This window comes from Sinomicrobium pectinilyticum (genome assembly GCF_003725735.1).
In the GTDB taxonomy this organism is placed as follows: domain Bacteria; phylum Bacteroidota; class Bacteroidia; order Flavobacteriales; family Flavobacteriaceae; genus Sinomicrobium; species Sinomicrobium pectinilyticum.
Window position 1 is genome coordinate 54,911 of sequence record NZ_RJTM01000011.1, and the last position, 24,558, is coordinate 79,468.

The 24,558-nt window shown below is 44.2% G+C and carries 19 protein-coding genes; 12 read left to right on the forward strand and 7 right to left on the reverse strand.

Annotated features, from left to right (window positions below; all coding sequences use genetic code 11):
• The first annotated feature begins 319 nt into the window (after positions 1–319).
• A complete protein-coding gene (locus tag ED312_RS02210; protein WP_123214369.1) occupies positions 320–1,393 on the forward strand; it encodes a PA0069 family radical SAM protein in 1,074 nt (357 codons plus the stop codon).
• On the opposite strand, the gene ED312_RS02215 is transcribed toward ED312_RS02210, so the two are convergent.
• The 7 genes from ED312_RS02215 to ED312_RS02245 all read right to left on the reverse strand — a co-directional run bounded on the left by ED312_RS02215 (position 1,390) and on the right by ED312_RS02245 (position 7,204).
• On the reverse strand, positions 1,390–1,854 hold the full coding sequence (locus ED312_RS02215; protein ID WP_123214370.1) for a hypothetical protein: 465 nt from the start codon (positions 1,852–1,854) through the stop codon (positions 1,390–1,392). The two genes, ED312_RS02210 and ED312_RS02215, sit on opposite strands and share 4 nt — an antisense overlap.
• Positions 1,855–1,897: 43 nt before the next feature.
• Positions 1,898–2,551, reverse strand: coding sequence for an HD domain-containing protein (locus tag ED312_RS02220; protein WP_123214371.1), 654 nt, complete (start codon positions 2,549–2,551; stop codon positions 1,898–1,900).
• 65 nt (positions 2,552–2,616) lie between these two features.
• The gene (locus ED312_RS02225) at positions 2,617–3,606 is read right to left on the reverse strand and encodes an acyl-ACP desaturase (RefSeq protein ID WP_123214372.1); all 990 of its coding nucleotides are present in this window, start codon (positions 3,604–3,606) and stop codon (positions 2,617–2,619) included.
• 7 nt (positions 3,607–3,613) lie between these two features.
• Positions 3,614–4,348 (reverse strand): lysophospholipid acyltransferase family protein, encoded by a 735-nt coding sequence (locus ED312_RS02230; RefSeq protein WP_123214373.1) that lies wholly within the window; start codon positions 4,346–4,348, stop codon positions 3,614–3,616.
• 83 nt (positions 4,349–4,431) lie between these two features.
• Positions 4,432–5,412: an ABC transporter ATP-binding protein gene (locus tag ED312_RS02235; RefSeq protein ID WP_123214374.1), complete on the reverse strand. Its 981-nt coding sequence runs from the start codon at positions 5,410–5,412 to the stop codon at positions 4,432–4,434.
• 323 nt (positions 5,413–5,735) lie between these two features.
• Entirely contained in the window at positions 5,736–6,113 is a 378-nt protein-coding gene (locus tag ED312_RS02240; RefSeq protein ID WP_123214375.1) for a TM2 domain-containing protein, read from the reverse strand.
• A 140-nt stretch (positions 6,114–6,253) separates the two neighbouring features.
• Positions 6,254–7,204 (reverse strand): 2-hydroxyacid dehydrogenase, encoded by a 951-nt coding sequence (locus ED312_RS02245; RefSeq protein WP_123214376.1) that lies wholly within the window; start codon positions 7,202–7,204, stop codon positions 6,254–6,256.
• Positions 7,205–7,399: 195 nt separating this feature from the next.
• Between ED312_RS02245 and ED312_RS02250 the strand changes: the two genes are divergently transcribed.
• The 11 genes from ED312_RS02250 (at position 7,400) to ED312_RS02300 (ending at position 24,434) form a co-directional block, all read left to right on the forward strand.
• Positions 7,400–7,960 carry a 30S ribosomal protein S16 gene (locus ED312_RS02250; protein WP_123214377.1) on the forward strand — a complete coding sequence of 187 codons (561 nt, stop codon included), beginning with the start codon at positions 7,400–7,402 and terminating at the stop codon, positions 7,958–7,960.
• A 15-nt stretch (positions 7,961–7,975) separates the two neighbouring features.
• Entirely contained in the window at positions 7,976–8,500 is a 525-nt protein-coding gene (gene rimM, locus ED312_RS02255) for a ribosome maturation factor RimM (protein WP_123214378.1), read from the forward strand.
• Positions 8,501–8,590: 90 nt separating this feature from the next.
• A complete protein-coding gene (locus tag ED312_RS02260) occupies positions 8,591–9,316 on the forward strand; it encodes a tRNA1(Val) (adenine(37)-N6)-methyltransferase (protein ID WP_123214379.1) in 726 nt (241 codons plus the stop codon).
• A gap of 124 nt (positions 9,317–9,440) precedes the next feature.
• The gene (locus ED312_RS02265) at positions 9,441–10,478 is read left to right on the forward strand and encodes a LacI family DNA-binding transcriptional regulator (RefSeq protein ID WP_123214380.1); all 1,038 of its coding nucleotides are present in this window, start codon (positions 9,441–9,443) and stop codon (positions 10,476–10,478) included.
• 368 nt (positions 10,479–10,846) lie between these two features.
• Positions 10,847–11,833 carry a glycoside hydrolase family 43 protein gene (locus tag ED312_RS02270; RefSeq protein WP_170164429.1) on the forward strand — a complete coding sequence of 329 codons (987 nt, stop codon included), beginning with the start codon at positions 10,847–10,849 and terminating at the stop codon, positions 11,831–11,833.
• Between the two features lie 71 nt (positions 11,834–11,904).
• Positions 11,905–13,647: a GMC family oxidoreductase gene (locus ED312_RS02275; RefSeq protein WP_123214381.1), complete on the forward strand. Its 1,743-nt coding sequence runs from the start codon at positions 11,905–11,907 to the stop codon at positions 13,645–13,647.
• A gap of 131 nt (positions 13,648–13,778) precedes the next feature.
• Positions 13,779–14,483 (forward strand): gluconate 2-dehydrogenase subunit 3 family protein, encoded by a 705-nt coding sequence (locus ED312_RS02280; RefSeq protein WP_123214382.1) that lies wholly within the window; start codon positions 13,779–13,781, stop codon positions 14,481–14,483.
• Between the two features lie 448 nt (positions 14,484–14,931).
• Positions 14,932–17,994, forward strand: a complete 3,063-nt coding sequence (locus tag ED312_RS02285) for a SusC/RagA family TonB-linked outer membrane protein (RefSeq protein ID WP_123214383.1) — start codon at positions 14,932–14,934, stop codon at positions 17,992–17,994.
• 10 nt (positions 17,995–18,004) lie between these two features.
• Positions 18,005–19,585, forward strand: a complete 1,581-nt coding sequence (locus ED312_RS02290; protein WP_123214384.1) for a RagB/SusD family nutrient uptake outer membrane protein — start codon at positions 18,005–18,007, stop codon at positions 19,583–19,585.
• 145 nt (positions 19,586–19,730) lie between these two features.
• Positions 19,731–22,031: a GH92 family glycosyl hydrolase gene (locus tag ED312_RS02295; protein ID WP_123214385.1), complete on the forward strand. Its 2,301-nt coding sequence runs from the start codon at positions 19,731–19,733 to the stop codon at positions 22,029–22,031.
• 9 nt (positions 22,032–22,040) lie between these two features.
• Complete coding sequence (locus ED312_RS02300) at positions 22,041–24,434, forward strand: GH92 family glycosyl hydrolase (protein WP_123214386.1); 2,394 nt, start codon at positions 22,041–22,043, stop codon at positions 24,432–24,434.
• Positions 24,435–24,558: the final 124 nt, after the last annotated feature.

A 24,558-nucleotide genomic window follows, 5' to 3' on the forward strand; every position in this document is an offset into this window, starting at 1 on the left:
ACTGTTATAGTTATAAGTAATAGTTAGTCCCTCTGTTATATATTGTAGAATGTACAAGGCAATGGCTTTCGGGCCGGAGCAGTACGTTCTACAATATTTTTTTATACTTGTGCCATTTCGTTTTATCGGGTTCCGGCTTTCTTGCCGTTTTCAACGTAATTTCCATAATTCATAACCCTGATCCGTTTTTTTTCGCGACCTGCATCCGCCGGGAGGGGGGGTGTTTCGTATCTGTTTGATATTCAGAGATAAGAATTGTTGTTAATAAACCCTTTGTGCTTTAACATTTTCTGTTGTTCCTGTTTTGTAAATTTAAACTATGGAAAAAGATGCCTACATAAAAGGAAGGGGAGCCCAGGGAAATGTGAGGAACAGGTTCCTGGAAATGTCGCATGAAATGAGGGATGATTTCCTGGAATATTGCAGGCTGGAAGGAGAGGAAGCAGAGAGTAACAAGACCCGATATCTGAAAGTATTTCCCAGGACTATTGTAAACAAGGTGGACAGCCCGGATGTGGGGATGGGGTATTCCATGAACCCTTATCAGGGGTGCGAACACGGGTGTATTTACTGTTATGCCCGTAATAGCCATGAGTACTGGGGATACAGTGCCGGCCTTGATTTTGAGCGGCGTATCCTGGTTAAAGAGAATGCACCGAAGCTGCTGGAAGAAAAAATTAAGAGTAAGAACTGGAAGGCACATACCATAGTACTCTCGGGAAATACGGATTGTTATCAACCGGCAGAACAGCGTTTCTTCATTACCCGCGAATGTCTGAAGGTGTTTCTGAAATACAGGCATCCGGTAGGGATCATTACCAAGAATGCCCTGGTAATGCGCGACCTGGATATCCTCAGGGAACTGGCTGCGGATAACCTGGTTGCGGTCAACGTATCCGTAACCTCTCTTTCCGAAGAAACCCGGAGGGTGCTGGAACCCCGGACTGCCAGTATAAAAAAACGATTGGAAACGGTACGCAAATTATCCGAAAACGGTATCCCTGTCAATGTAATGATAGCTCCGATAATTCCTTCGATCAACAGCCACGAAATATTACCTCTGGCCAGGGCTGCCGCAGATAACGGGGCGGTCTCTATAGGGCATACTATTGTTAGGCTGAACGGGGCTATAGGACAGATATTTTCGGAGTGGATAAGAAAAGCAATGCCGGACAAGGCAGATAAGGTACTTCACCAGATCGAAGATTGTCACGGGGGAAGCCTCAACGACAGCCGCTACGGTAAGCGTATGACAGGAGAGGGCAAAATAGCGGAGCAGATACACACGCTGTTTCAGATAGCAAAACGAAAATACTTTTCCGGTGCGTCTTACCCGCATCTCAATACCTCGCTCCATGAAAGTTACAAAGACGGGCAGCTAAAACTTTTTTAGGGATTACAATCCGTTTTTTCGGCGGTCAGGACAAATAATGCCCCCTCTTTTCCCGGGTTTGTAGTGATCTTTGCTTCTTTTTCGGATATTTCTATACGGATATCCTGGGTTTCCGTCATTCCTTCCTGATTAAAGGTGTATTTGCCCAGAATGATACCGTCTTTCATAGTTCCTTCCACCGTGCCGCTTCTTCCGTCTTTTTCGGCGGGGAACCAGTTGAGTATACCGCGGACTTTTTTCTGCTCTACATGAAGTGTGAGAATGGTGGAGTCGCGGATAATGCGGTCTTCCCGCTGAATGTCTTTCCCGGTGGACAAAAAGCAGAAATCTATGGTTTCGTCCGGGGTTGAGGTTTCTGTTTTATTTGGGATGTTTTCTTCTTTTTGCGAGTCTTTTTTTTCGTCTTTGCATCCGATCAATAACAAGGAAGCTGCAAAAACAAGGGTAAATAACTTTTTCATACATGGGAGATTTGGTTGTACCTGATATTAAAGATAGTAAAAATTATTTTTCCCCGTTCCACTCCCTGTAAAACTGTTCTAGGAAATTCTCCATATAACGGTGTCTTTCCAGGGCGATCCGTTTTCCCGTTTCCGTATTCATCATATCCTTTAACAAAAGGAGTTTCTCGTAAAAATGATTGATGGTAGGGCTGGTACTTTTCTTGTATTCCTCTTTGGTTTTGTAACGTTTGGGCTGTATATCCGGGTTGTATAATTCCCGGTTTTTAAATCCCCCGTAATTGAAGGTACGCGCAATGCCTATAGCCCCTATGGCATCGAGCCTGTCGGCATCCTGTACGACATCGAGTTCGCGGGAGTGAAAGCTTCTGGTATCGTAACTCCCTTTGAATGATATGTTCCGGATGATCTGTACCACATGGTCCGTAACTTCCCCGGATACGTTCTGCTTTTCGAGGAAAGCCCCGGCAATTGCGGGACCGACACTTTCATCGCCGTTGTGGAATTTACTGTCGGCAATGTCGTGGAGCAGGGCACCGAGTTGTACGACCAGTATGTCTACCTCCTCATCGCGTGCAATGAGCATGGTGTTGTTATATACCCTTTGAATGTGAAACCAGTCGTGGCCGCCTTCTGCATTCTCTAGTTGCTGTTTTACAAAAGCTATGGTACTGGGAATGATGTCCGGATTGTTCATGGTGGAAAATTAAAAAAATCCTTTCGGACCGGGGAAAGGATTTTTTAAAAAGTATGGTTATTTTTTTATCTGGCTGTTGCAGGCTCTACCCATTTGAATATGTGGGATTCTTTTGGAATGGTAATCCTTTCTGATATTCTCAGCATTCTTGCCGGGAGTTTCATGAGGTAATCCCTTGCCTTTTCTGCTTCATCGGTTAACCCTGTCATCTTGTCTACCTGCCACTTGGCGATCAGTTTCTGGATGATATCCACATAATCATAAGAGGTATATACTCCAATACGTTGTGCAGAGTCCGAGAATTGTTCCCAGGCAGCTCCCAGCTTTTGACCTGACTCCCTCAGAAAATGTGCGGGCATGATTATTTTTTGTTTCATCATGTACTGGAATGCCAGCATCATCTGGCTTGGGTCTACTTCGAAAATCCGCTTTACGAACTCGCTGTAAGCCTGGTGATGGCGCATTTCGTCTCCCGAAATGATCTTACACATTTTGGCGAGTCGCTGGTTGCCGTATTTTTTTGCGAGTTTGGCTACCCGGTTATGGGAAATATAGGTGGCAAGTTCCTGAAAACTGGTATATACGAAGTTTTTGTAAGGATCGGTATCGGTGCCGATATCAAATCCGTCGTTGATAAGGTGATGTGTAGTGCGTTCCACTTCCTTCATATTAACTCTTCCGGAGAGATAGAGGTATTTGTTCAGTACATCTCCGTGGCGGTTTTCCTCACCTGTCCAGTGCCTTACCCATCTGGACCAACCATTTCTTTCGATCTGGTCTATCCCCTCCACATCCATCAGCCAGGATTCGTAAGTAGGCAGTGCTTCTTCCGTAATGGTGTCCCCAACGAGTACTACCCAGAAATCATATGGCATTTCCTTGGCCAGTTCGCGTAACTCCTTTACCTCTTCCAGAAAATTCTCATTTTCGGAATCCGGTAAAAAATCACTGGGCTGCCAGATGGTGTCCACAGGGATTAAATATTTATCCACAAAAGTATCGATATCTTTCTCCAGAAGTCGCATTACTTCCAGTCGCACGTTTTTTATAGACATAATAAATTTATATGATTATTCCTTGTTTTACTGCGTTTTCCGTTCTCTCTATTATTTCATTAAAAGGAACATTTTGGATGGCAAATGGTTGTTGTATGGTGAAGGTTAGCCGATTACACAAAGTTAAGGGAAAATTGCCATTTTTAACAATTTTCCACGAATTATTTATGCTTAACGGTACAATATACGCGGATGTTGCATATTTACATAAAATTTTCAGTCCATTCTCCGAAAACCGTTTCGGGACGCCGTTCTTACTTCGGGTGCCTTCCGGGAAAATAACCGTGGCCCTGTTGTGTTTTTCGATGTATTCCGCCATCTTCTTTATAGCCGGAAGCGCCTGTTTCGGATCTTTCCGGTCTATAAGCACCGAACCTCCGTGCCTCAGGTTATAGGAAACACTGGGGATTCCTTTGCCCAGTTCCTTCTTACTTATAAATTTCGGGTGAAATTTTCGCATATACCAGATGATAGGAGGAATATCGTACATACTCTGATGGTTGGCAACAATGATGAGGGGCACTCCTTCCGGCACAAGGTGACGGTTTTCGAATGTATAGGTTGTGCCGAGTATGTTGGTGCAGCGTACGAGGAAAAAGTTCAGTATGGATACACTTTTCTTATGGGCGGTATACCCGAAAACGTTGAGACATATCCACTGAATGCCGTGGAATATGACCAGGCACAGGCCAAAGCACGAATAAAACAGGGCAGAAAGCGGATAAGACAAAATTTTTTTCATAACAGGTTTTTATCTAATATGGCCAACCACTACTGGTTTCAGGCGCAAATATAAGTTGCCGAACGGATTAGCGGGTTTTTCTTTTAATTTTTTATTCTTTCTTTAACTATCTTTTTTTCTGCTTTGAGGTAGACGGTTTCTTCCGGTGCTATAAACGAAGGATGTTCAAAAAGGAGAGGAGTCCCACGGTGCAGGGCTCTGATGAGGTAACGACTGCCTTCGAAATAGGATTCCTTGACTCGTACACGCAGGGCAGATGTTTCGGTGGTGTGCAATTCATGAGTATATACAAGTACTTTTTTGTCATCGGGATAATTTTCTGCAGGGAAAAGTAGGTTTGCCTGTATTTCATTGACTTCCCCGAAGAGGGAAGCGATGTATTTATTGCCGGGCTTTTGATACAGCTGCTCCGGATCATCTTCGCGAATAATCTTTCCGTCTTTCATAACCAGGGTTTTGTCTGCATGCGAAAGTGCGTCCACACTGTCGTGAGTGGCAATGATACAGGTTATATTCTTTTTCCGGATGAAGGCGAAAAGGTCTCTGCGCAGCTTGTGGGTACGGAAACTGTCTATATGGCTGAAGGGTTCATCCAGCAATAGTATTTCCGGTTGCTGGGCAACGGCCCTTGCCAGGGCTACCCTCTGCTGCTGTCCCCCGCTGAGGTTTCCCGGTCTTGTATCTGCGTATTCCTCCAGTTCCACCATTTCCAGGAGTTCGTCTATCCTTTCGGACTTTTCTTCCCTGTAAAAATTGGACAGGAACTTTCCTATATTTTCTCTCACCGATACATATGGCATCAGGTCAAAATCCTGTGCGAGATATTTCATGTAAGGCTCTCCCGGGACCAGGTTATGTGCAGGGCCAAGTATTTTTTTGTCTTTCCAGTAAATTTCTCCCCGGTCAAGGTCATAAAGGCCGTAAATAGCGCGCAAAAGCGTACTTTTTCCTGATCCGCTTTCCCCGATTACAGATACGACCTGCCCGGGTTGGGCCTGGAAGCTTACCGTATCTAGCACCGGTTTTTCGGTAAAACGGAATGAGATATCCTTAACGTCTAGCATTGTTTTGACAGATACGAAGGTTTCGGACAAAGATAATGGCTTTGTGTAAAAGGGAAAATCGGTAACTGTTTTTTTGAAGTCTGTTGCCGATGAACTAACAAATGTATTTCCGTCTTTTAGATTCCGTATCTTGTTTTATATTAAAAAAGAAGCCACCGGAATACTCCGATAGCTTCTATAATTATGGTTTACAGGGTGTAGCCCTTCCTGATTGGTTTCAAAAACAGTTCAAACTATATCCTCTAATATATTTTATCTTAGCTTCTAAAGCTATAGCTTGAATTATTGAGGTATTGCGTTTATGGATGTAGCCTGGATGAATATCAGAACCAGGGTTTTTTACCGATCTGATAAGTGTTGTAAAATTCTTCGTCTGATTTCGTGAGGTATATAATACCTTCGATCAGGCCTATAATACCACCGATGCCACACAGGAAAGAAAGAAGTATCTGAATAATCCCTTCTTTGTTATATCCGAGGATGAATTTATGAACACCAAAGGCCCCTACTACTATGGCCAGTACACCGGCAAGGATCTTTTTGTTTTCCTGACTGTGAATGGTTTCCTGTACACCATCACCGAATTCACGGGCGCTCTCTTTGGCCTCGTCACCTATTTCCCTGGCGGTTTTTTTCGCTTCTTCGCCCATTGCTTTTGCTTTGTCAGAAAAGCTTTTCTCGTCTTTATTTTCTTCACTCATGATTGAAATTGATTTCGGTTTGATTAAGTATGTTAAAAATATGAAAATTTTTTATATGGCAGCGACCCGGCCGGTTTTTTGTTAAAATCGGCTTTCCGGAAGGCCGGTAATTTTATCTGTTTTGAACACTCTTGTTATGGCTAAAGGTTATAAAAGCTTTTGATTTTGTTAACGATAGTCTGTGCCAGTTTAATATGACTTTCAAAAGTCCATCCTGCCACGTGGGGGGACAGCAGTACATTATCGGCTTGCAGCAGGTATTGAAATGCTTCGGGTATGCGATCTTCGGAGAAGAGGGATTCGAAGGAAGTTTTTTCGTATTCCAGTACATCCAGTGCGGCACCGAGGACTTTTTTCTCTTTTAATGCTTCGGTCAGATCTTTGGTAATAATACTTTTCCCTCTTGCCGTATTGATCAGCCAGAAAGGTTTGGCAAAAGCACGGATAAAATCACTGTCCACCATTTTATCCGTAAGGGGGGTAAGGGGAGTGTGCAGACTTACTACGTCGGCTTTTTTCTGCAGTTCCCCAAGAGAGACCTGCCTGGCATTTTCATCGCCGAGGTCCGGGAGAATATCATAACAGATGACTTTACAATCGAATCCCCTCAGTTTTCGTGCAAACGCTTTTCCAGTATTGCCATAACCGATGATACCCACCGTTTTTCCGTCCAGTTCATGGCCGCGATTGGCTTCCCGGAGCCATTGTCCCTCACGGATTTCCCGGTCTGCCTTATTTAGGTTGTTAAACAAGGAAAGCAACATCCCGAGTGCCTGCTCTCCTACGGCATTCCGGTTGCCCTCGGGAGCTGCGATGAGGTGAATGCCTTTTTCCTTGGCATAGCCGCAATCTATATTTTCAAGGCCGGCCCCCACCCTGGCAATGAACCGGAGTTTCCCGGCTCTGTCCAAAAATTCCCGGTCTATTTTAAAACGGCTCCTTATGACAATACCCTGGTATTGGTGTATGTTCTCCTCGATTTCCGTTTTGGAAGAAGTGTAATCTTTATGGTTTTCAAAACCTGCCTGTTCCAACTGTTCCCATAACAGCGGGTGATTGCTGTCTATATGTAATATCGTTGCTTTTTTCAAGACCTTATTTTTATATATGATTTGATGAAGGACGCTTCAAAATTAGATTTTTTAGCGCGAAAAAGTAATGTCCTAAAAGAAAATAAATTATAGGGTCGGGATACGGCAAAAAATCATTATATTTGCACCCTCCTTTTTGTAAGGAGTATTTGTAATTAATAACCGGGGTCGGGAACCCCATATAATTAATGTATTATGCCTGTAAGAATTAGATTGCAAAGACACGGTAGAAAAGGAAAGCCTTTTTATTGGATTGTAGCTGCGGATTCACGTGCTAAAAGAGATGGTAAGTTTCTTGAGAAACTGGGGACTTATAATCCCAACACTAATCCTGCACAGATAGAGCTCGATGTGGACGGTTCTGTAAAATGGTTGCAAAATGGTGCTCAACCTTCGGAAACTGCCAAAAGGATTCTTTCCTACAAAGGAGTGTTACTTAAAAAACACCTACTTGGCGGAGTGAAGAAAGGGGCATTGACCCAGGAAGAAGCGGAAGCCAAATTTGAAGCATGGCTGGAAGAAAAGACCGGAAAGGTCTCTGAAAAGACCGAAGGGTTGGCCAAAGCTAAGGAAGAAGCAAAAGCAAAAGCATTAGAAGCGGAAAGAGAGATCAGCGAGAAGCGAAAAGCAGAAGCTGTACAGGATGAAGCTCCTGAAGAGGAAGTAGTGGAAGAAACTGCACCTGAAGCAGAAGCTGAGGCTGCGGCAGAGACCGGCGAAGAAGCCGCTGAAGAGAACAAGGAAGCTGCGGAGTAGTTAAATTTGGAAGGGATGAAGAAAGAAGATTGCTTCTATCTCGGAAAAATTGTCAAGAAATACAGCTTTAAGGGTGAGGTGCTGGTAAAACTGGATACCGATGAACCCGAATTGTACGAAAATCTGGAATCAGTGTTCATAGCCATAGGCCATGACCTGGTTCCTTTTTTTATTGAAGAATCATCCCTGCATAAGTCCGACCTGTTGAGGCTTCGGCTAGAAGATGTTACTACCGAAGAAGATGCGGATGCCCTGATGAAGACGGAACTTTACCTTCCGTTGACCGCATTACCCAAGCTTTCCGGGAACAAATTTTACTTTCACGAAATCATAGGTTTTACGGTGGAAGATAAAAATTTCGGAAAAGTGGGGATTGTTAAAGGGGTGAACGATACTACGGCCCAATCCCTCTTTCTGATAGACCGGGAGGATAAGGAAATACTTATTCCTATGAACGATGAGTTCGTGGAAAAAATAGACCGGGATAAGCGTACGATCACAGTAAATACTCCTGAGGGTCTGATAGAACTGTACTTATAACTTGTCAAAGTTTTTTCGATAATTTTTCCGGTGTAGCCCGGTGCTTTATGCAAAAGGGCGGTTATTTTCGAACGGACTAAATTTCCGCATATGTCTGATAAGCCATTTCATTTTAAAGAATTTTCCCTGTCCCAGGACAAATGCGCCATGAAAGTAGGGACTGATGGTGTGCTGCTAGGTGCATGGGCCGATATCTCCGGAAACCCTTTTTCCATCCTGGATATAGGAGCGGGTACGGGACTGATAGCACTAATGCTGGCACAACGCAGCGGTGCGGAGCTGATAGATGCCCTGGAGATAGATGAGGCAGCATATGAACAGTGTATGGAAAATTTTGAAAATTCACCGTGGAACGATCGGTTGTTTTGCTATCATGCTTCACTGGATGAGTTTGCGGAAGAAATAGAAGATACTTATGACCTTATAGTCTCCAACCCTCCCTTTTTTACAGAGAACGTCCCTTCCGGCTATAGGCAAAGGGATATGGCACGGGCCGCGATTTCCCTTCCTTTCGAAGAATTGCTGGAATCCGTATCCCGGTTACTTTCCGGAGAAGGCAGTTTCCATGTTATCCTCCCTTATAAAGAAGAAGAAAGCTTTAAGGAGATGGCGGGTAAGCAGGGGCTGTTCCCGTACCGCATAACCCGGGTCCGGGGTTCGGAAGAGAAAGGGAAGACTGCAGTTAAAAGGTCTCTTTTGTCATTTTCTTTTGAAGAGAAGGAAGTGAAAATCGATGAGCTTGTCATTGAGAAGGAAAGACATCAGTACACGGAACAATATATAAATCTTACCCGCGATTTTTACCTGAAAATGTAAGTCCGGAACTCTTTGTCCTTCCGGCGGAATTTCTAATTTTCGTTTTAATATATTTGTGGCGAATTTGTTAAAAAAACGGCAAAATAAGAGGAGCCGTGTTTTTTGAATAAGCATAAATAAAAAAATGAAAAACAAACGAACCATCCGGGATATAGCAAATGAACTTCAGCTATCCATTACTACGGTTTCCCTGGTGCTTAACGGAAAAGCCAGGGAGAACAGGATCAGCCAGGAAGTGATAGACCGGGTATTAAAGTTTGTCAAGGAAGTGGATTACAGGCCCAATCATTTCGCCAGGAGCCTGAGGAACGGGAAGTCGAAGATCATAGCTTTCATGGCAGAAGATATATCCAATCCCTTTTTTTCCAGTATTGCAAGGCTTATTGAGGACAGTGCCAACAACAGCGGATACAAGATTGTTTATTGCAGTACGGAAAATAATGCAGAAAAAACCCGGGAACTTATAAAGACCTTTAAAGACAGAAGAGTAGACGCCTATATTATTACCCCGACAGAAGGTATCGAAAAGGAAATAGAAAACCTGGTTGCCAACAGGGTGCCTCTTATGCTGTTCGACCGGTATTTTGCCGGACTTTCTACCGGATATGTGGTGATAGACAATGAACAAAGTACCCGGAATGCTATTCGGCATCTCATAGAGCAGGGGTATGAGAAGATAGGCTTTGTTACGCTCGATTCTACCCAAACCCAGATGTCCGGCCGTTATCTTGGTTATGTCAACGCCCTGGAAGCATCAGGTCTCCCACAGTTTGTTCTGCGGATCCCCTATGGCAGTACAGAGTCTTTTATCGTAAATGCCGTTATGGAATTTTTATCGGAGCACAAGGAAATAGACAGTCTGTTCTTTTCGTCAAATTACCTGGGAGTAGGCGGACTGAAAGCAGTGAGACAAAAGAATTTATCTATCCCCGGGGATATCGGAGTCATTGCTTTTGACGATAGTGAAGTTTTCAGGATGCATACGCCGGCGATAACTACTGTTACCCAGCCGGTAGAGGAAATATCCCATAAGTTGGTGGAAAGTATACTGCACCAATTGATGCAGGAAGAAGCTGCCGGGGATATCCTTAGAAATGAAATTGAATTATCCGCTAGGCTAGTGGTAAGGGAATCGTCTTCGGGAAAGAAGAAACCCGTATAAAGTTTTTTATTCTTAATGTTTTCCGGGCAGCTATTATCCTGTATTTATGCGGGTTTTTTCCCAATAAAATATTTGCCTGTTTTCTATTTATCCTCGCACTTTATTGATTTTTATGTAAAAAAAACACCTGTACTTTGCCAGATAGATTTTTTTTCGTAAAATAGCACGATGAATGTTTAGTCAGCCTCCTTTGTTGACAAAGACGCAAGATGCGAAAAGACAGGAAACACCATAAAATTGCAAAATTTTCCAAAGCTACGCTAAATCGTTTTAGCATGTTTTTTATGCCAAATGTCCGGTATGGAGTGGAAGTTTTTTAATATTATGAGGAGGTTTAAAGGTCATATAACTGCAAAAAATAACAGATTTTGAAATACACAGTACTTTTTTGCCTATTCCTCATTTCGGGGTTTTCGATAAACGCCCAGGAAGGGGCGGCAAATCCGGTTCACAATAACAACCCCGTTTTTGAAGGGTGGTATGCCGATCCGGAAGGGATTATATTTGATAATAAGTACTGGATCTACCCTACATACTCCGCACCTTATGACAAACAGGTCTTTTTTGATGCATTTTCTTCTCCGGACCTGGTGCACTGGACAAAACATGAAAAAGTACTGGATACAACTTCGGTGAAATGGGCGAAGAGAGCTGTTTGGGCACCTTCCATTATCAAAAAGGGCGATAAGTATTTTTTGTTTTTCGGGGCCAATGATATCCAGAGTGATGAGGAGTACGGTGGTATCGGCGTTGCAGTTGCATCGCGGCCGGAAGGTCCGTTTAAAGACTATCTGGGAAAACCGCTTATTGATAAATTCCACAATGGTGCACAACCCATAGACCAGTTTGTATTCCGTGATGCGGACGGAAAACACTATCTTATTTACGGTGGATGGAAGCACTGCAACATAGCACAGCTCAATGATGATTTCACCGGTTTTATTCCTTTTGAGAATGGAGAAATTTTTCGGGAAATTACCCCGGAGAATTATGTGGAAGGGCCTTTTATGTTCATCCGTGACGGAAAGTATTATTTCATGTGGTCCGAAGGAGGGTGGACAGGTCCGGATTACAGTGTGGCCTATGCCATTGCCGATTCTCCGATGGGGCCTTTTAAGCGTATTGATAAAATATTGCAACAGGATATGGATATTGCCACCGGTGCCGGCCACCATTCGGTGATCAAAGTTCCCCGAAAAGACCGATGGTATATTGTTTATCACCGGCGGCCATTGGATGAAACCGACAGGAACTCCAGGGAAACCTGCATTGATGAGATGCATTTTGATGATAACGGATTTATCCTTCCGGTTAAGATCACCGTTGAAGGGGTAAAAAGTGATCCGTTGGAATGAGCAGCTGTTAAGACGATTAAAAAGCATAGAATTACTAACCAGTTTAATTGAAGACCCGTAAAAAATAGAGAATGTCGTTTCAGATTAAAGAACAGACCAAGACCTACGATATATGTATTGTAGGCTCCGGTGCCGGGGGAGGTATGGCAGCCCATGTCCTTTCGGAAGCCGGATTTAAAATAGCGCTGATGGAAGCGGGGCCACATTTCGATCCTGCCAATGCGGAGCAACGTACACAATTGCGATGGCCATGGGAGTCTCCCAGGCGTGGCGCAGGAACAGTAAGACCTTTCGGTGATTTTGATATGGCTTACGGGGGCTGGGAGATAGATGGAGAACCCTATACCAAAGAGCAGGGAACAGAGTTCGACTGGTTCCGTTCGCGTATGCTAGGAGGAAGAACCAATCACTGGGGACGCATATCCCTCCGTTTCGGTCCGCTCGATTTTAAGCGCAAAGACTTTGATGGCAAAGGTGATAACTGGCCTATCGGTTATGATGATGTGAAACCTTATTACGATAAGGTGGATAAAATGATAGGGGTATTCGGTACCAGGGAAAATATACCTAATGAGCCCGATGGTTACTTTCTGCCTCCTCCCAAGCCGAGGTTACACGAATTGTATATTAAAAAAGGAGCGCAAAAGGTAGGTGTGCCTATGATCCCCTCCAGGCTTTCGATCCTTACCAAAAGGATAAACAACAAACGAGGGGCCTGCTTTTTTTGTAATCAATGTTCCCGTTCGTGCAGTGTTTATGGCGACTTTTCTTCGTCTTCCGTCCTGGTAAATCCGGCGATGGAGACCGGAAACGTGGATCTCTATGTCAATGCCATGGTACGTGAGGTGCTCACCAATGATGAGGGACGGGCTACCGGGGTCTCTTATGTAAACAAGGAGGATCTTCAGGAATATACATTAAAGGCAAAAGTGGTCATCATGGCTGCCAGCGCCTGTAGTTCCGCAAGGATATTATTAAATTCCAAATCGGCGGCACACCCTAACGGGCTGGCTAATTCCAGCGATCTTGTCGGTAAATACCTGCACGATTCTACCGGGGCTTCCCGAATGGGGTTAATTCCGTCCCTCCTGGACAGAAAGCGTTACAACGAAGATGGTGTAGGCGGAATGCACCTGTATACTCCATGGTGGCTTAACGACAGTAAGAATCTCGGTTTTACCAGAGGGTATCATATAGAATACTGGGGTGGTATGGGCATGCCGGCTTATGGATTTGGTTTCGGTATGGAAAAAATGAATGGCCAGGTTCCCGGAAAAGACGGGAAGATGAAAAAAGCAGGCGGATACGGCCTGGATTTCAAAAATGATCTTCGCAGGTTCTACGGGGCTACTTTCGGCATGGCCGGAAGGGGGGAAAGCATTCCGAGAAAAGACAACTTTTGTGAGATCGACCAGAATGTAGTGGATAAATATGGTATTCCCGTATTGAAATTTCATTACAAATGGTCCGATGAAGAGCGGAAACAGGCGCAGCATATGCACGATACGTTCGAAGAGGTAATCCATTCGATGGGTGGAATTGCCCTGGGGGACAGGCCCGGTGCGGAAACCGATTACGGTCTGGAAAACCCGGGAAGGATCATACATGAAGTAGGGACCACCCGTATGGGGGATGATCCCAAAACATCAGTAGTTAACAGGTACAACCAGGCACACGATGTTCCCAATCTTTTTGTAGTGGACGGAGGCCCTTTTGTGTCCCAGGCAGACAAAAATCCTACCTGGACTATTTTGGCACTGGCCTGGAGAGCATCGGATTACCTGAAGGAAGAAATGAAAAGAATGAATATTTAGCTAATGAGAGAATGAGCCAATTTGATAATGAGTTAATAAAAACATATTTTCCCCTTTTGGGGAGATGTCGCAGACAGAGGGAGATAATTTCCCATCCCAAACTCATCAACTCCCCAACTAGAAACTAAAAAATGGACAGAAGAGAAACAATTAAAACGCTGGTAATAGGAGGTGTAGCCTCCGGGTTCATGCTTCACGGATGTGTGCCCGTAGAAGAAAAGAAGGAAGAAGCCACCCCGCAGCCTGCAGATAATGGTAAGGGTTACGGACGTACTCCGGAAGAAGCGGCACGCGATGCGGAACTGAACGGAAAAACCTTCTTTACCGAGCACGAAATGGCAACAATTGCCGTATTGGCGGATATCATCATTCCCGCCGACGATACTTCAGGCTCTGCAACCGAGGCCGGTGTCCCGGAATTCATAGAGTTTATTGTTAAGGATATTCCTGAACACCAAGTGCCGCTACGGGGTGGGCTGATGTGGTTGGACCGTGAAAGCGGTCAGAGATATAACAAACAGATTGTATCCTGCTCGGCAGAAGAAAGGGAAAACATAGTGAAGGATATAGCCTATCCGGAAGAAGTGATCCCGGAGCTTAAACAGGGAGCAGTTTTCTTTTCGAGGATAAGAAACCTGGTTGCCACCGGATTCTATACCAGCCAGATAGGCATAAAAGACCTCGGCTATGTGGGGAATACTCCTAATGTCTGGGATGGAGTGCCGCAGGATGTTCTGGATAAACACGGAATGGCTTATGATGAGAAGATGTTGCAAAACAGCATTAAACCGGAAGACAGGGGAGAAATTATGGATTGGGAGAACTACAATGTATAGGTAGTATAACAACTCCCCCTCCTTTTGTCTTAAATTTTTTCATGTTTTAGATTGTTGTACGAAAGTCCGTCGCAGGAAAACCTGCGGCTGGCTTTTTCTATGTCTGGGCTGAGGGTAATTCGTACTTTTCCTGTGTGCAAAACATCTTTTTACTCCGTTAAAATAACAGATCTTACCGGGAATTAATTAAAAATGCAAAAACGAAAACCGTGGATTTAACATTTAAATTTTACAGACCTAATAAATAAACAAGTCTTTTTTTGCGAGATAGATTTTTTTTCGTAAAATAGCACCGTGCTAATAAAATGTTAATTTTTGGTTTTAGTGTCGGGTACTGAAAAGGCACTAAAATTTTTATCAGATCGCTAAAACGTTTTAGCGTATTTATCCAAAATATGCCAAAAACGGGGGTAGCCAAAAAACTTAATTCTAAACTAAATCAGCATTCATGAAGACAATTTTAATGAAAAAGCTTGCACTCTTTACAGCATTGTTTTGTGCTGTAGGAGCAGTACAGGCCCAGATTACGGTCTCCGGGACCGTGTCGGATGCCAGCGGGCCGTTACCCGGGGCAAACATTGTGGTAAAGGGTACTACTAACGGGACCCAAACCGATTTTGACGGGAACTATACGTTGAATGATGTTCCCGAAGATGCCGTTATCGTTTTTAGTTACATCGGTTATAAGAATAACGAAGTTCCGGTGGACGGGAGAACAACCATAAACGTAACGCTTCGGGAGGATGCCCAGGCTCTGGATGAAGTTGTGGTTGTCGGATATGGTACGATGCGGAAATCGGATGTAACCGGATCTATTTCTGTTGCTAAAGGAGAGGACCTGGTTAAGAATCAGCAATTTAGTGCATTGGATAATTTGAGGGGTAAGGTTTCCGGGGTGAATATTTACTCCAATTCCGGTCAGCCCGGAGCTTATCAGAGTCGTGTAGTGATACGTGGGTTGTCTACTATTAATTCTTCCTCTACTCCTCTGTATGTGGTAGATGGGGTGGTTATGGAGGATTTCGGATTGGTGAACCCTAACGATATTGAGAGTATGGAGGTTTTGAAAGATGCTTCTGCTACGGCGATTTACGGTGCCAGAGGGGCGAACGGGGTTATCCTGGTGACTACCAAACGAGGTAAAAAGTCGGAAGGACTTGCTATTACGTACCAAAGTTCTGTGAGCTTGAGTTCGCCTGCGCGCTATATGGATGTTTTAAATGCACAAGAGTGGACCGATGCTTTTATGATTGGTTTGGAGAATGAGAATAAGTATATGGGGTATGACTGGCCTTTGGACAGGTCGTACTGGTTCTCGGATAGGGAATTTTTTGATGAGAACGGTAATCCTCTGTACGATACCGATTGGCAAAGAGAGGCTACCAGAACGGCATTGTCGCACAATCATCAGGTGGGGATTCAGTCGAGAGGTGAGAAATCTTCCGTGGGGGCGTTTTTAAATTATACCGATCAACAAGGGGTTGTAAATAACACCTATAGCAAGAGGGTGAATGCCAAGGTGGCTTTTGATGCGGATCCGACAGATTGGTTGAGTACTTCCATCAATTTAATGGTGAATCACACCTGGGGTAGGTATACACCTGAAACCGGAGGGGGTCAGGATGCTCGTAGGACTATGATAGAAATGTTGCCGTGGATGCCGGTTAGGGATTCTGATGGGAATTATACGACGTCGGCCAGTACAACTATGGCCGATGGATTTGGGTTTGAAGGGATGTCTAATCCCGTGATGATCTTAGAGAAGCAGAAACGGATGAATTACAATACCCAGATTTTTGGTAATGCTGCCTTGACGTTTCACCTTGCGGACGGATTGGATCTGAAGACGCAATACGGTGTGGATAGTCACAATATTACCTATAGAGGGTATTCCTCTATTGATTTGAATAACCTTTCTATGCCAAATGGTTGGGCGGAAGTGCAACATACGAATACTTTTTACTGGCAGGAAGAAACGTATTTGACGTATAACAAAACATTTGACAAGCATCGGATAAATGCTATGGCAGGACTCTCATGGCAGGAACGAAAGTACAATTATGACCGGTCGTATACCGAAGGTTTTAGCGATGACTTTTTTGAGTGGTTTAATTTGGGGGCCGGAACTACCCCCGATGCACCTGATTCGGATTTTAACCGCTGGGCGATGAATTCTTATTTCCTGCGATTGGCGTATACTTTTAATGATAAGTATTCGGCTACGCTTACAGGTCGTTATGATGGGTCTTCCAAGTTTGGGGATAATAATAAATATGCGTTTTTCCCTTCGGCAGGTCTGGCGTGGAATATTTCTCAGGAGGATTTCCTGGCAGATAGCAACCTTATCAGTAAGTTAAAGTTGCACACCAGTTATGGGGTGACAGGTAATTCGGAAATCGATCCCTATCAGTCTTTGGCGCTAGTGGATTCCGGAACACAACTGCAAGATGGTACACGTGTACCCTGGTCTTATATAAATACTATTGAGAATCCGGATTTGAAATGGGAAAAAACGGCTCAGTTTGATATAGGGGTAGACCTGGGATTGTTTGAGAACAGGTTGAACCTGGAGGCTTCTTTTTATCATAAAAAGACAACGGATTTGCTGTTAGAAACACCACTGCCGACTTCTACAGGATTTAGTTTCTTTTATAAGAATATAGGTTCGGTAGCGAACAGAGGACTGGATATTATGGTGAATGCATATCCGGTGCAGACAGAGGATTTTACCTGGAATACTACATTGAATATGAACTATAACAAAAATGAGATTCTTCAGCTGGGAGAGAACAATGAGGATATTGAGTTGAATAACTGGGTAGGTGGTTCTAATAGTATTTTGCGGGTAGGGGAAAACCTGAGTAGCTTTTTCGGGTATAGAAGATTGGGAGTTTATACGGAAGAGGATTTCGAAAATGGCGATATTACCAGAGACCAGATAGGTCGTGCTAAGCGGACTAGCGAGAAGGAGATTATAGGTAAAGGTATGCCGGATTGGACAGGAAGTTTTATCAATACGTTTTCTTATAAGAATTTTGACCTGACGGTAGATATGCAGTTTGTTTGGGGTGTAGAAACCATGCAACAGTTCTATCACCCTGCGTATGACCGGTTTGGTATTACTAACGGGTTGTCCAATATCTTGTACGACGCCTACGACGGAACGAACCCGAATACGATGCAGCAGGCTATCTATTTGACTAATTCCGGACATGCAGGTCAGGATACTACGGTGGATTCATCATGGATTGCCGACGGGTCTTATTTACGTGCTAACCTGATCCAGTTGGGGTACACATTCCCTTCTGAGAAAAGTGCTACCCTCGGGCTTTCACAACTTCGGTTATATATGAATGTAAATAACGCTTTTGTTGTAACTTCCAGTGACTTTAACGGTTATGACCCCGAAGCGACATCGCAAGGCAGTACGAATAAATTTGGACAAAATATGGCGTTCTATTCTTATCCGAGAGCAAGAACGTGGACATTAGGTGTAAATGTAACTTTTTAAACCGACTAAGATGAGAATTACAATAAAAAACATATGGCAAATATTGTCGATATCGACTCTTCTGTTATCGGTATCGTGTTCCGATTTTTTGGATGAGAATCCTAAGTCCACTGTGTCTAGTGGAAATTATTATCAAACTGAAGCTCAGGCGGAATCTAATGTGAATTACCTGTACAGGAATGGTGCCAGCCAGCGTATTGCGGCTGCTCCCAGTGCGTATGTAGGGTCTCACTCTTCTGTGATGGGAATGCTAACCGGCTATTTTACGAATAGTTATGAAGGACAAGAAGTGGTGTGCAGGTATTCCAGATTATTGACGAGACAGGATCATACTAATGAGATTTCGGCGAACTCCGATGGTATGTGGGACAATTGCTTTAAGGCGATTAATGTGGCTAATAATGCTATTGTGAGTATTCCCGGAATTGATATGGATGAGGGAAAGAGAAATCAGCTTGTTGCTGAGGCAAAGTTTTTTCGGGCGTTTAATTATTTTTATCTGGTGAAGGCATTTGGCGATGTGCCGCTTTTGTTAGAGCCTTCTAATCTGGATGAGTTGTATCCGGAAAGGGCACCGAGCAGTTCCATATACGATCAGATTGTATCAGATCTTCAGGATGCTATTGAAGTGTTGCCGGAGAAGACCTTTGCCGCAAACGGGCATCGTATTTCCAAATATGTGGCAGCGATGTTACTTACGGATGTGTATTTCTATACGAGAGATTATGCGAATGCCAAGACTTATGCGAAAATGGTAATTGATTCTCCGCATACTTTGACGACTAATGATGATCTGGAGGGGAGTAGTGCTTATAATAAGTTGCGTACTATCGATGATTTAAATGAGGTGATTTACAGTCAGGAATACGATGCTACAATTAATGACGGTGGTTGGTGGCCAACTTATGCGTTTACTTCTTCGGCTACAGGAGTATTTAGTACGTATTCTATTTTTGAAAGGGTTTACGGTCCTGTCAACCGGTTTTTGAATGTGTATGAGGAGGACGATTTGCGTATTCAACCCCGACAGTTTTTTCATTGGAGTTATACTAACCCGACTAATAATAAGACCTGGACTGCTCCGGAAGGGCAAGCCGGGTGTTGGTATTATTTTGATGAAGAAGCTGTGCTGAATACGGGTAGGTCTACTAAGGACTGGAATATTTACCGTTTGGCGGAGGCGTATCTCGATTATGCAGAGTCTATTGCGCAAACGGAAGGGGTGACACCCGAAGCTGCAAATTATTTGGCGCAGATACAGGTAAGAGCTAATACTGAGGGATCGTCTATTGCGGATATTGAGAGTGAGTTGATGATGCTTTCTACTCAGGAGTTTATAGAAGCTTGTTGGACAGAAAGACTCAGAGAATTTCCATTGGAGTTTAAAATTTGGGACGATTGTGTGAGGACTATGAAATTTCCACAGGTTTCGGAATCCGCCAAGGGGGAAGTGACTTATGTAGATTTAATAGGGGCTCAGAATGCAGCGGGAGCAACGTTTAAACCAACAGATTTGGTGTTCCCTATTTCGTTAAATGAGTTGCAACGCAATCCGAACCTGACTCAAAATGAAGGATATCAAAGTAGATAGTTTGGGTTTTATATCGAACTCACGTTAACTTAGAACAGAATATCCTGGATATTAAATCTAAAGCAATTATGGAGGGGGATGATTCATATCCCTCTCCGTATTTTTACTATTTTGGTAAGGCATTAAAACCATTTAAAAACCTCCTATGAAAAAGAAATCATTAACAATAGTTCTTTTTGCCGTTATTGCCCTGTTCCAGATGTCACGGGCGCAGACCGTGATGGTGGAAAAAGTGGATAATCCCGTAGATTGGGCGAGTCCCCTTATGGGTACCGATTCCAAGTACAGCCTCTCTAACGGTAATGTATATCCTGCCATAGCACTGCCGTGGGGAATGAATTTCTGGACCCCTCAAACCGGAAAAATGGGAGATGGCTGGGCCTATATGTACACTGCCGATAAAATAAGAGGCTTCAAACAAACACATCAGCCTTCACCTTGGATGAACGATTACGGTCAGTTCGCCATTATGCCGGTGACCGGAGAGCTCCGATTCAATGAAGACGATCGTGCGAGCTGGTATTCCCATAAAGCGGAAACCGTAACACCGTACTACTACAGTGTATATTTGGCCGATCATAATGTCACTACCGAGCTGGCCCCTACCGAAAGGGCGGCACGTTTTCGGTTTACGTTCCCTGAAACAGACAGTTCTTACGTGGTTATCGATGCCCTGGATAAAGGGTCTTACGTAAAAATAATACCGGGCGAAAATAAAGTGATCGGGTATACGACCAAAAACAGTGGCGGCGTCCCGGAAAACTTTAAAAATTACTTCGTTATCGAATTTGACAAAGCCTTTGAGGTAACTTCTACGTTTAACGGGGATAAACTCGGGGATGCTCTGGAAATGGAAGCAGATCATGCAGGCGCCGTTATCGGGTTTAAGACCAAAAAAGGAGAAAAAGTAAATGCGAGGGTGGCTTCTTCCTTCATAGGCTTCGAACAGGCGGAACGCAATCTGAAAGAAATCGGAAATGACGATTTTGATACCGTAAAGAAAAAAGGAAGGGATATCTGGAACAAAGAACTCGGCCGTATAAAAGCAGAAGGAGGCACCGTAGAACAAATGCGTACCTTCTATTCCTGCCTTTACCGTTCCCTGTTGTTCCCGAGAAAGTTTTTCGAATATGATGAAAACGGGGACGTAGTACATTACAGCCCTTACAACGGGGAAGTACTCCCGGGCTATATGTTTACCGATACCGGTTTCTGGGATACTTTCCGTTCCCTCTTTCCTTTCCTGAACCTTATGTATCCCGAACTGAACGCACAGATGCAGGAAGGCTTGGCTAATGCCTATAAAGAAAGCGGATGGTTACCGGAATGGGCTAGTCCCGGATTGCGGAATGTAATGGTAGGGAACAACTCCGCTTCCGTAGTATCTGACGCCTATCTGAAAATAGACGGAAAATATAAATACGATATAGAGACCCTGTACGAAGCATTGATACACGGTGCCAATAATGCCGGGCCTCTTACAGCTGTGGGCCGTGCCGGGGTAGAATATTACAACAAGCTTGGTTATGTGCCTTATGATGTGGGAATTAATGAAAATGCCGCCCGTACCCTCGAATATGCCTATGACGATTTTACGATCTATCAGTTGGGGAAAGCCCTCGGCAAGCCCAAAAAAGAAATAGAACTATACAAAAAACGGAGTCTCAATTACAGGAACCTGTTCGATCCCGAGACCAAGCTGATGCAGGGAAAAAATGAAGATGGCAAATTTATGAAGCCCTTCAGCCCCTTTAAATGGGGTGATGCCTTTACCGAAGGGAACAGCTGGCACTATACCTGGTCCGTATTTCACGATATACAGGGGCTTATAGATCTTATGGGAGGTAAAGAGGAATTCACAGGACAACTCGATAAAGTGTTTTCTCTTCCCCCTGTTTTCGATGAAAGCTACTACGGCGGTGTCATTCACGAGATCCGGGAAATGCAGATAGCCAATATGGGGCAGTATGCGCATGGTAACCAGCCAATACAGCATATGATATATCTCTATAATTATGCCGGGGAACCATGGAAAGCCCAGTATTGGGTAAGAGAGACCATGAACAGGATGTACAGGCCTACCCCGGACGGGTATTGCGGAGATGAGGACAATGGCCAGACTTCGGCCTGGTATGTATTTTCGGCAATGGGATTCTACCCCGTTTGCCCTGCAACGGATGAATATGTAATGGGGGCACCATTGTTCAAAAAGGTGACCATAACTCTCGAAAACGGTAAAGAGGTGATCATAAACGCTCCTGCCAATAGTGATACCAACCGCTATATAAACAAGGTCAGTATAGATGGTAAGGAATACACCAAAAACTGGTTGAGCCATAAAGCCCTGATGAAAGGTGCCGTTATAGATATAGAGATGTCCGATGCGCCGAATAAGAAGCGAGGAACGAAGAAAGCGGACTTCCCTTATTCCCTTTCCAATCAATAATCCCAATGTATGTCGCAAAACTTTAAAAGTAAAAAAGTATCCCCGTTTCGTCCCTTTTATCCGAAGGGATGGGCGGGGCTTTTTGCAGTGGTCTCTTTGTTATCCGTCAGTTGTACGAATAAACAGGAAACAAGAACAATAAAAACAGAAAAGAATTTCCCCTCTGCGGACCTTGCTCGTTATGTAGACCCTATGATAGGCACGGCCAAAATGGGGCATACCTATCCCGGGGCAACAGTACCTTTTGGAAGCATACAGTTGAGCCCGGATACCGATACCATACCCTATGCGGTGGACGGTAAATACAATCCGGATGTCTATAAGTACTGTGCCGGGTATCAGTATGACGATAAGACTATCGTAGGTTTCAGTCATACCCATTTCAGCGGTACCGGGCATTCCGACCTGGGCGATTTCCTCATTATGCCGACAACGGGAAAATTACAGTTGAATCCCGGAACAGCGGATAAACCCCAAAACGGTTACCGCTCCGCTTTCTCTCATGATACGGAAACGGCCGAACCGGCGTATTACAGCGTACAACTGGAAGATTATGATATAAAAGCCGAACTCACCGCGAGTAGCAGGGTGGGAATGCACCAGTATACCTTTCCCGAATCGGATGAAGCACATATTGTTCTCGATCTGATGGCAGGGATATATAATTACGATGAGAAGAATGTATGGACCTTCGTCCGGGTTGAAAACGATACCCTGGTCACCGGTTTCCGGCAAACTAACGGATGGGCGCGTACCCGTAAAGTATATTTTGCCATGTCTTTCAGCAAACCGTTTGTAAAATACGGACAGGCCAATTATGATGATAACGTGTACAAAGGTTTCTGGAGAAAGTTCGATCAGGAGGAGAACTTCCCCGAAATGGCCGGTGAAAAACTAAGAACATATTTTGATTTTAAGACCGGGAAAGATGAAAAGATAAAAATAAAGTTTGCCATCTCCCCGGTCAGTACCGAAGGAGCCCTGGCCAATATGAAAGCCGAGATCCCGCACTGGGATTTTGAACAGGTGAAAAAAGAAGGCAGGGAACTGTGGAACAAGGAACTCAACAAAGCTGTCGTAGAAACCACTTCCGAAGAGGACATGGTCAACTTTTACACGGCCATGTACCATGCGTTTCTCGGGCCTACGGAATACATGGATGTAGACGGAAAATACCGTGGGCTGGATATGAACATTCACCAAACGAAGGATTTTACCAATTATACCAGTTTTTCCCTGTGGGATACCTATCGGGCACTGCACCCGTTATTTAACCTGATGCAGACCGAAAGAAATGCGGATATGGTACAATCCATGCTCGCTCATTACGATCAGAGTGTGCACCCTATGCTCCCCGTATGGTCGCACTATGCCAATGAAAACTGGTGTATGATAGGCTATCACAGTGTTTCGGTCATTGCCGATGCCATTGTAAAGGGGAACGCGGATTTTGACGCGGAACACGCTTTGGAAGCTTGTGTGCAAACTGCACGTACGCGGTATTATGACGGGTTACAGTACTACCTGGATATGGGGTATGTGCCGGAAGACAAAAACGGCGCTTCCGTATCCAAAACCCTGGAATACGCCTATGATGACTGGGCTATTGCACAGGCTGCAAAGAAACTGGGTAAAGAGGATATTTATCAGGAATTCATAAAGAGATCGGAGAACTATAAGAATGTTTACGACAAGGCGTCCGGTTTTATGCGTCCGAAGTTAAGTGACGGTAGTTTCAAAAAAGAGTTTGATCCGCTGGATACTCACGGACAGGGATTTATAGAAGGGAATTCATGGAATTACAGCCTTTACGTACCACATGATCCCGCGACCATGATAACCATGATGGGAGGAAAAGAGCGCTTTTCGGAGCGGCTGGACTCCCTCTTCACCATGGAACTGCCCGATAAATATTTTGAAAAGACCGAGGATATTTCCAGGGAAGGGATTATCGGTAACTATGTGCATGGTAACGAGCCGTCGCACCATGTTGTCTACTTGTATAACTGGACGGACACCCCATGGAAGTCCCAGGATAAAATACGGATGATACTCAAAAGGATGTACCAGACCGGTGAAGACGGTCTCGGCGGAAATGACGATTTCGGCCAGATGAGTGCATGGTATATTTTCAGCGCTTTCGGGTTTTATCCTGTAGCACCGGGTTCAGAAGATTATGCTCTCGGAAGTCCGGCTGTAAAACATGCCAATATCCACCTGGAGAACGGTAATATGCTGGAGATCGTGGCAGAGAACCAGTCAGAAAAAAATGTATTTGTGGAGAAAGTGGAATTCAACGGAGAGAGTTTAAAGGAACCTTTCCTGAAACACGGCGATATCCTCAAAGGAGGAAAACTGACCTTTTACATGACAGATAAGCCTAATAAAGAATTGTATAAATAAGCTTCTCCCTTTTTTATTACCTGAAATAAAAACACCTCCGGTTCTTTGGAAATCGGGAGGTGTTTTTGTTTGTATCCCTGTAAAATTCATGGTATATGACGGATGGAAAAGATGTTGTCTGATA

Coding starts and splice junctions, on each gene's coding strand:
- ED312_RS02285 (WP_123214383.1), top strand. CDS start 14,932: ATGAAGACAATTTTAATGAAAAAGCTTGCACTCTTTACAGCATTGTTT.
- ED312_RS02225 (WP_123214372.1), bottom strand. CDS start 3,606: ATGTCTATAAAAAACGTGCGACTGGAAGTAATGCGACTTCTGGAGAAA.
- ED312_RS02290 (WP_123214384.1), top strand. CDS start 18,005: ATGAGAATTACAATAAAAAACATATGGCAAATATTGTCGATATCGACT.
- ED312_RS02210 (WP_123214369.1), top strand. CDS start 320: ATGGAAAAAGATGCCTACATAAAAGGAAGGGGAGCCCAGGGAAATGTG.
- ED312_RS02265 (WP_123214380.1), top strand. CDS start 9,441: ATGAAAAACAAACGAACCATCCGGGATATAGCAAATGAACTTCAGCTA.
- rimM (WP_123214378.1), top strand. CDS start 7,976: ATGAAGAAAGAAGATTGCTTCTATCTCGGAAAAATTGTCAAGAAATAC.
- ED312_RS02240 (WP_123214375.1), bottom strand. CDS start 6,113: ATGAGTGAAGAAAATAAAGACGAGAAAAGCTTTTCTGACAAAGCAAAA.
- ED312_RS02235 (WP_123214374.1), bottom strand. CDS start 5,412: ATGCTAGACGTTAAGGATATCTCATTCCGTTTTACCGAAAAACCGGTG.
- ED312_RS02215 (WP_123214370.1), bottom strand. CDS start 1,854: ATGAAAAAGTTATTTACCCTTGTTTTTGCAGCTTCCTTGTTATTGATC.
- ED312_RS02280 (WP_123214382.1), top strand. CDS start 13,779: ATGGACAGAAGAGAAACAATTAAAACGCTGGTAATAGGAGGTGTAGCC.
- ED312_RS02275 (WP_123214381.1), top strand. CDS start 11,905: ATGTCGTTTCAGATTAAAGAACAGACCAAGACCTACGATATATGTATT.
- ED312_RS02295 (WP_123214385.1), top strand. CDS start 19,731: ATGAAAAAGAAATCATTAACAATAGTTCTTTTTGCCGTTATTGCCCTG.
- ED312_RS02250 (WP_123214377.1), top strand. CDS start 7,400: ATGCCTGTAAGAATTAGATTGCAAAGACACGGTAGAAAAGGAAAGCCT.
- ED312_RS02230 (WP_123214373.1), bottom strand. CDS start 4,348: ATGAAAAAAATTTTGTCTTATCCGCTTTCTGCCCTGTTTTATTCGTGC.
- ED312_RS02260 (WP_123214379.1), top strand. CDS start 8,591: ATGTCTGATAAGCCATTTCATTTTAAAGAATTTTCCCTGTCCCAGGAC.
- ED312_RS02220 (WP_123214371.1), bottom strand. CDS start 2,551: ATGAACAATCCGGACATCATTCCCAGTACCATAGCTTTTGTAAAACAG.
- ED312_RS02300 (WP_123214386.1), top strand. CDS start 22,041: ATGTCGCAAAACTTTAAAAGTAAAAAAGTATCCCCGTTTCGTCCCTTT.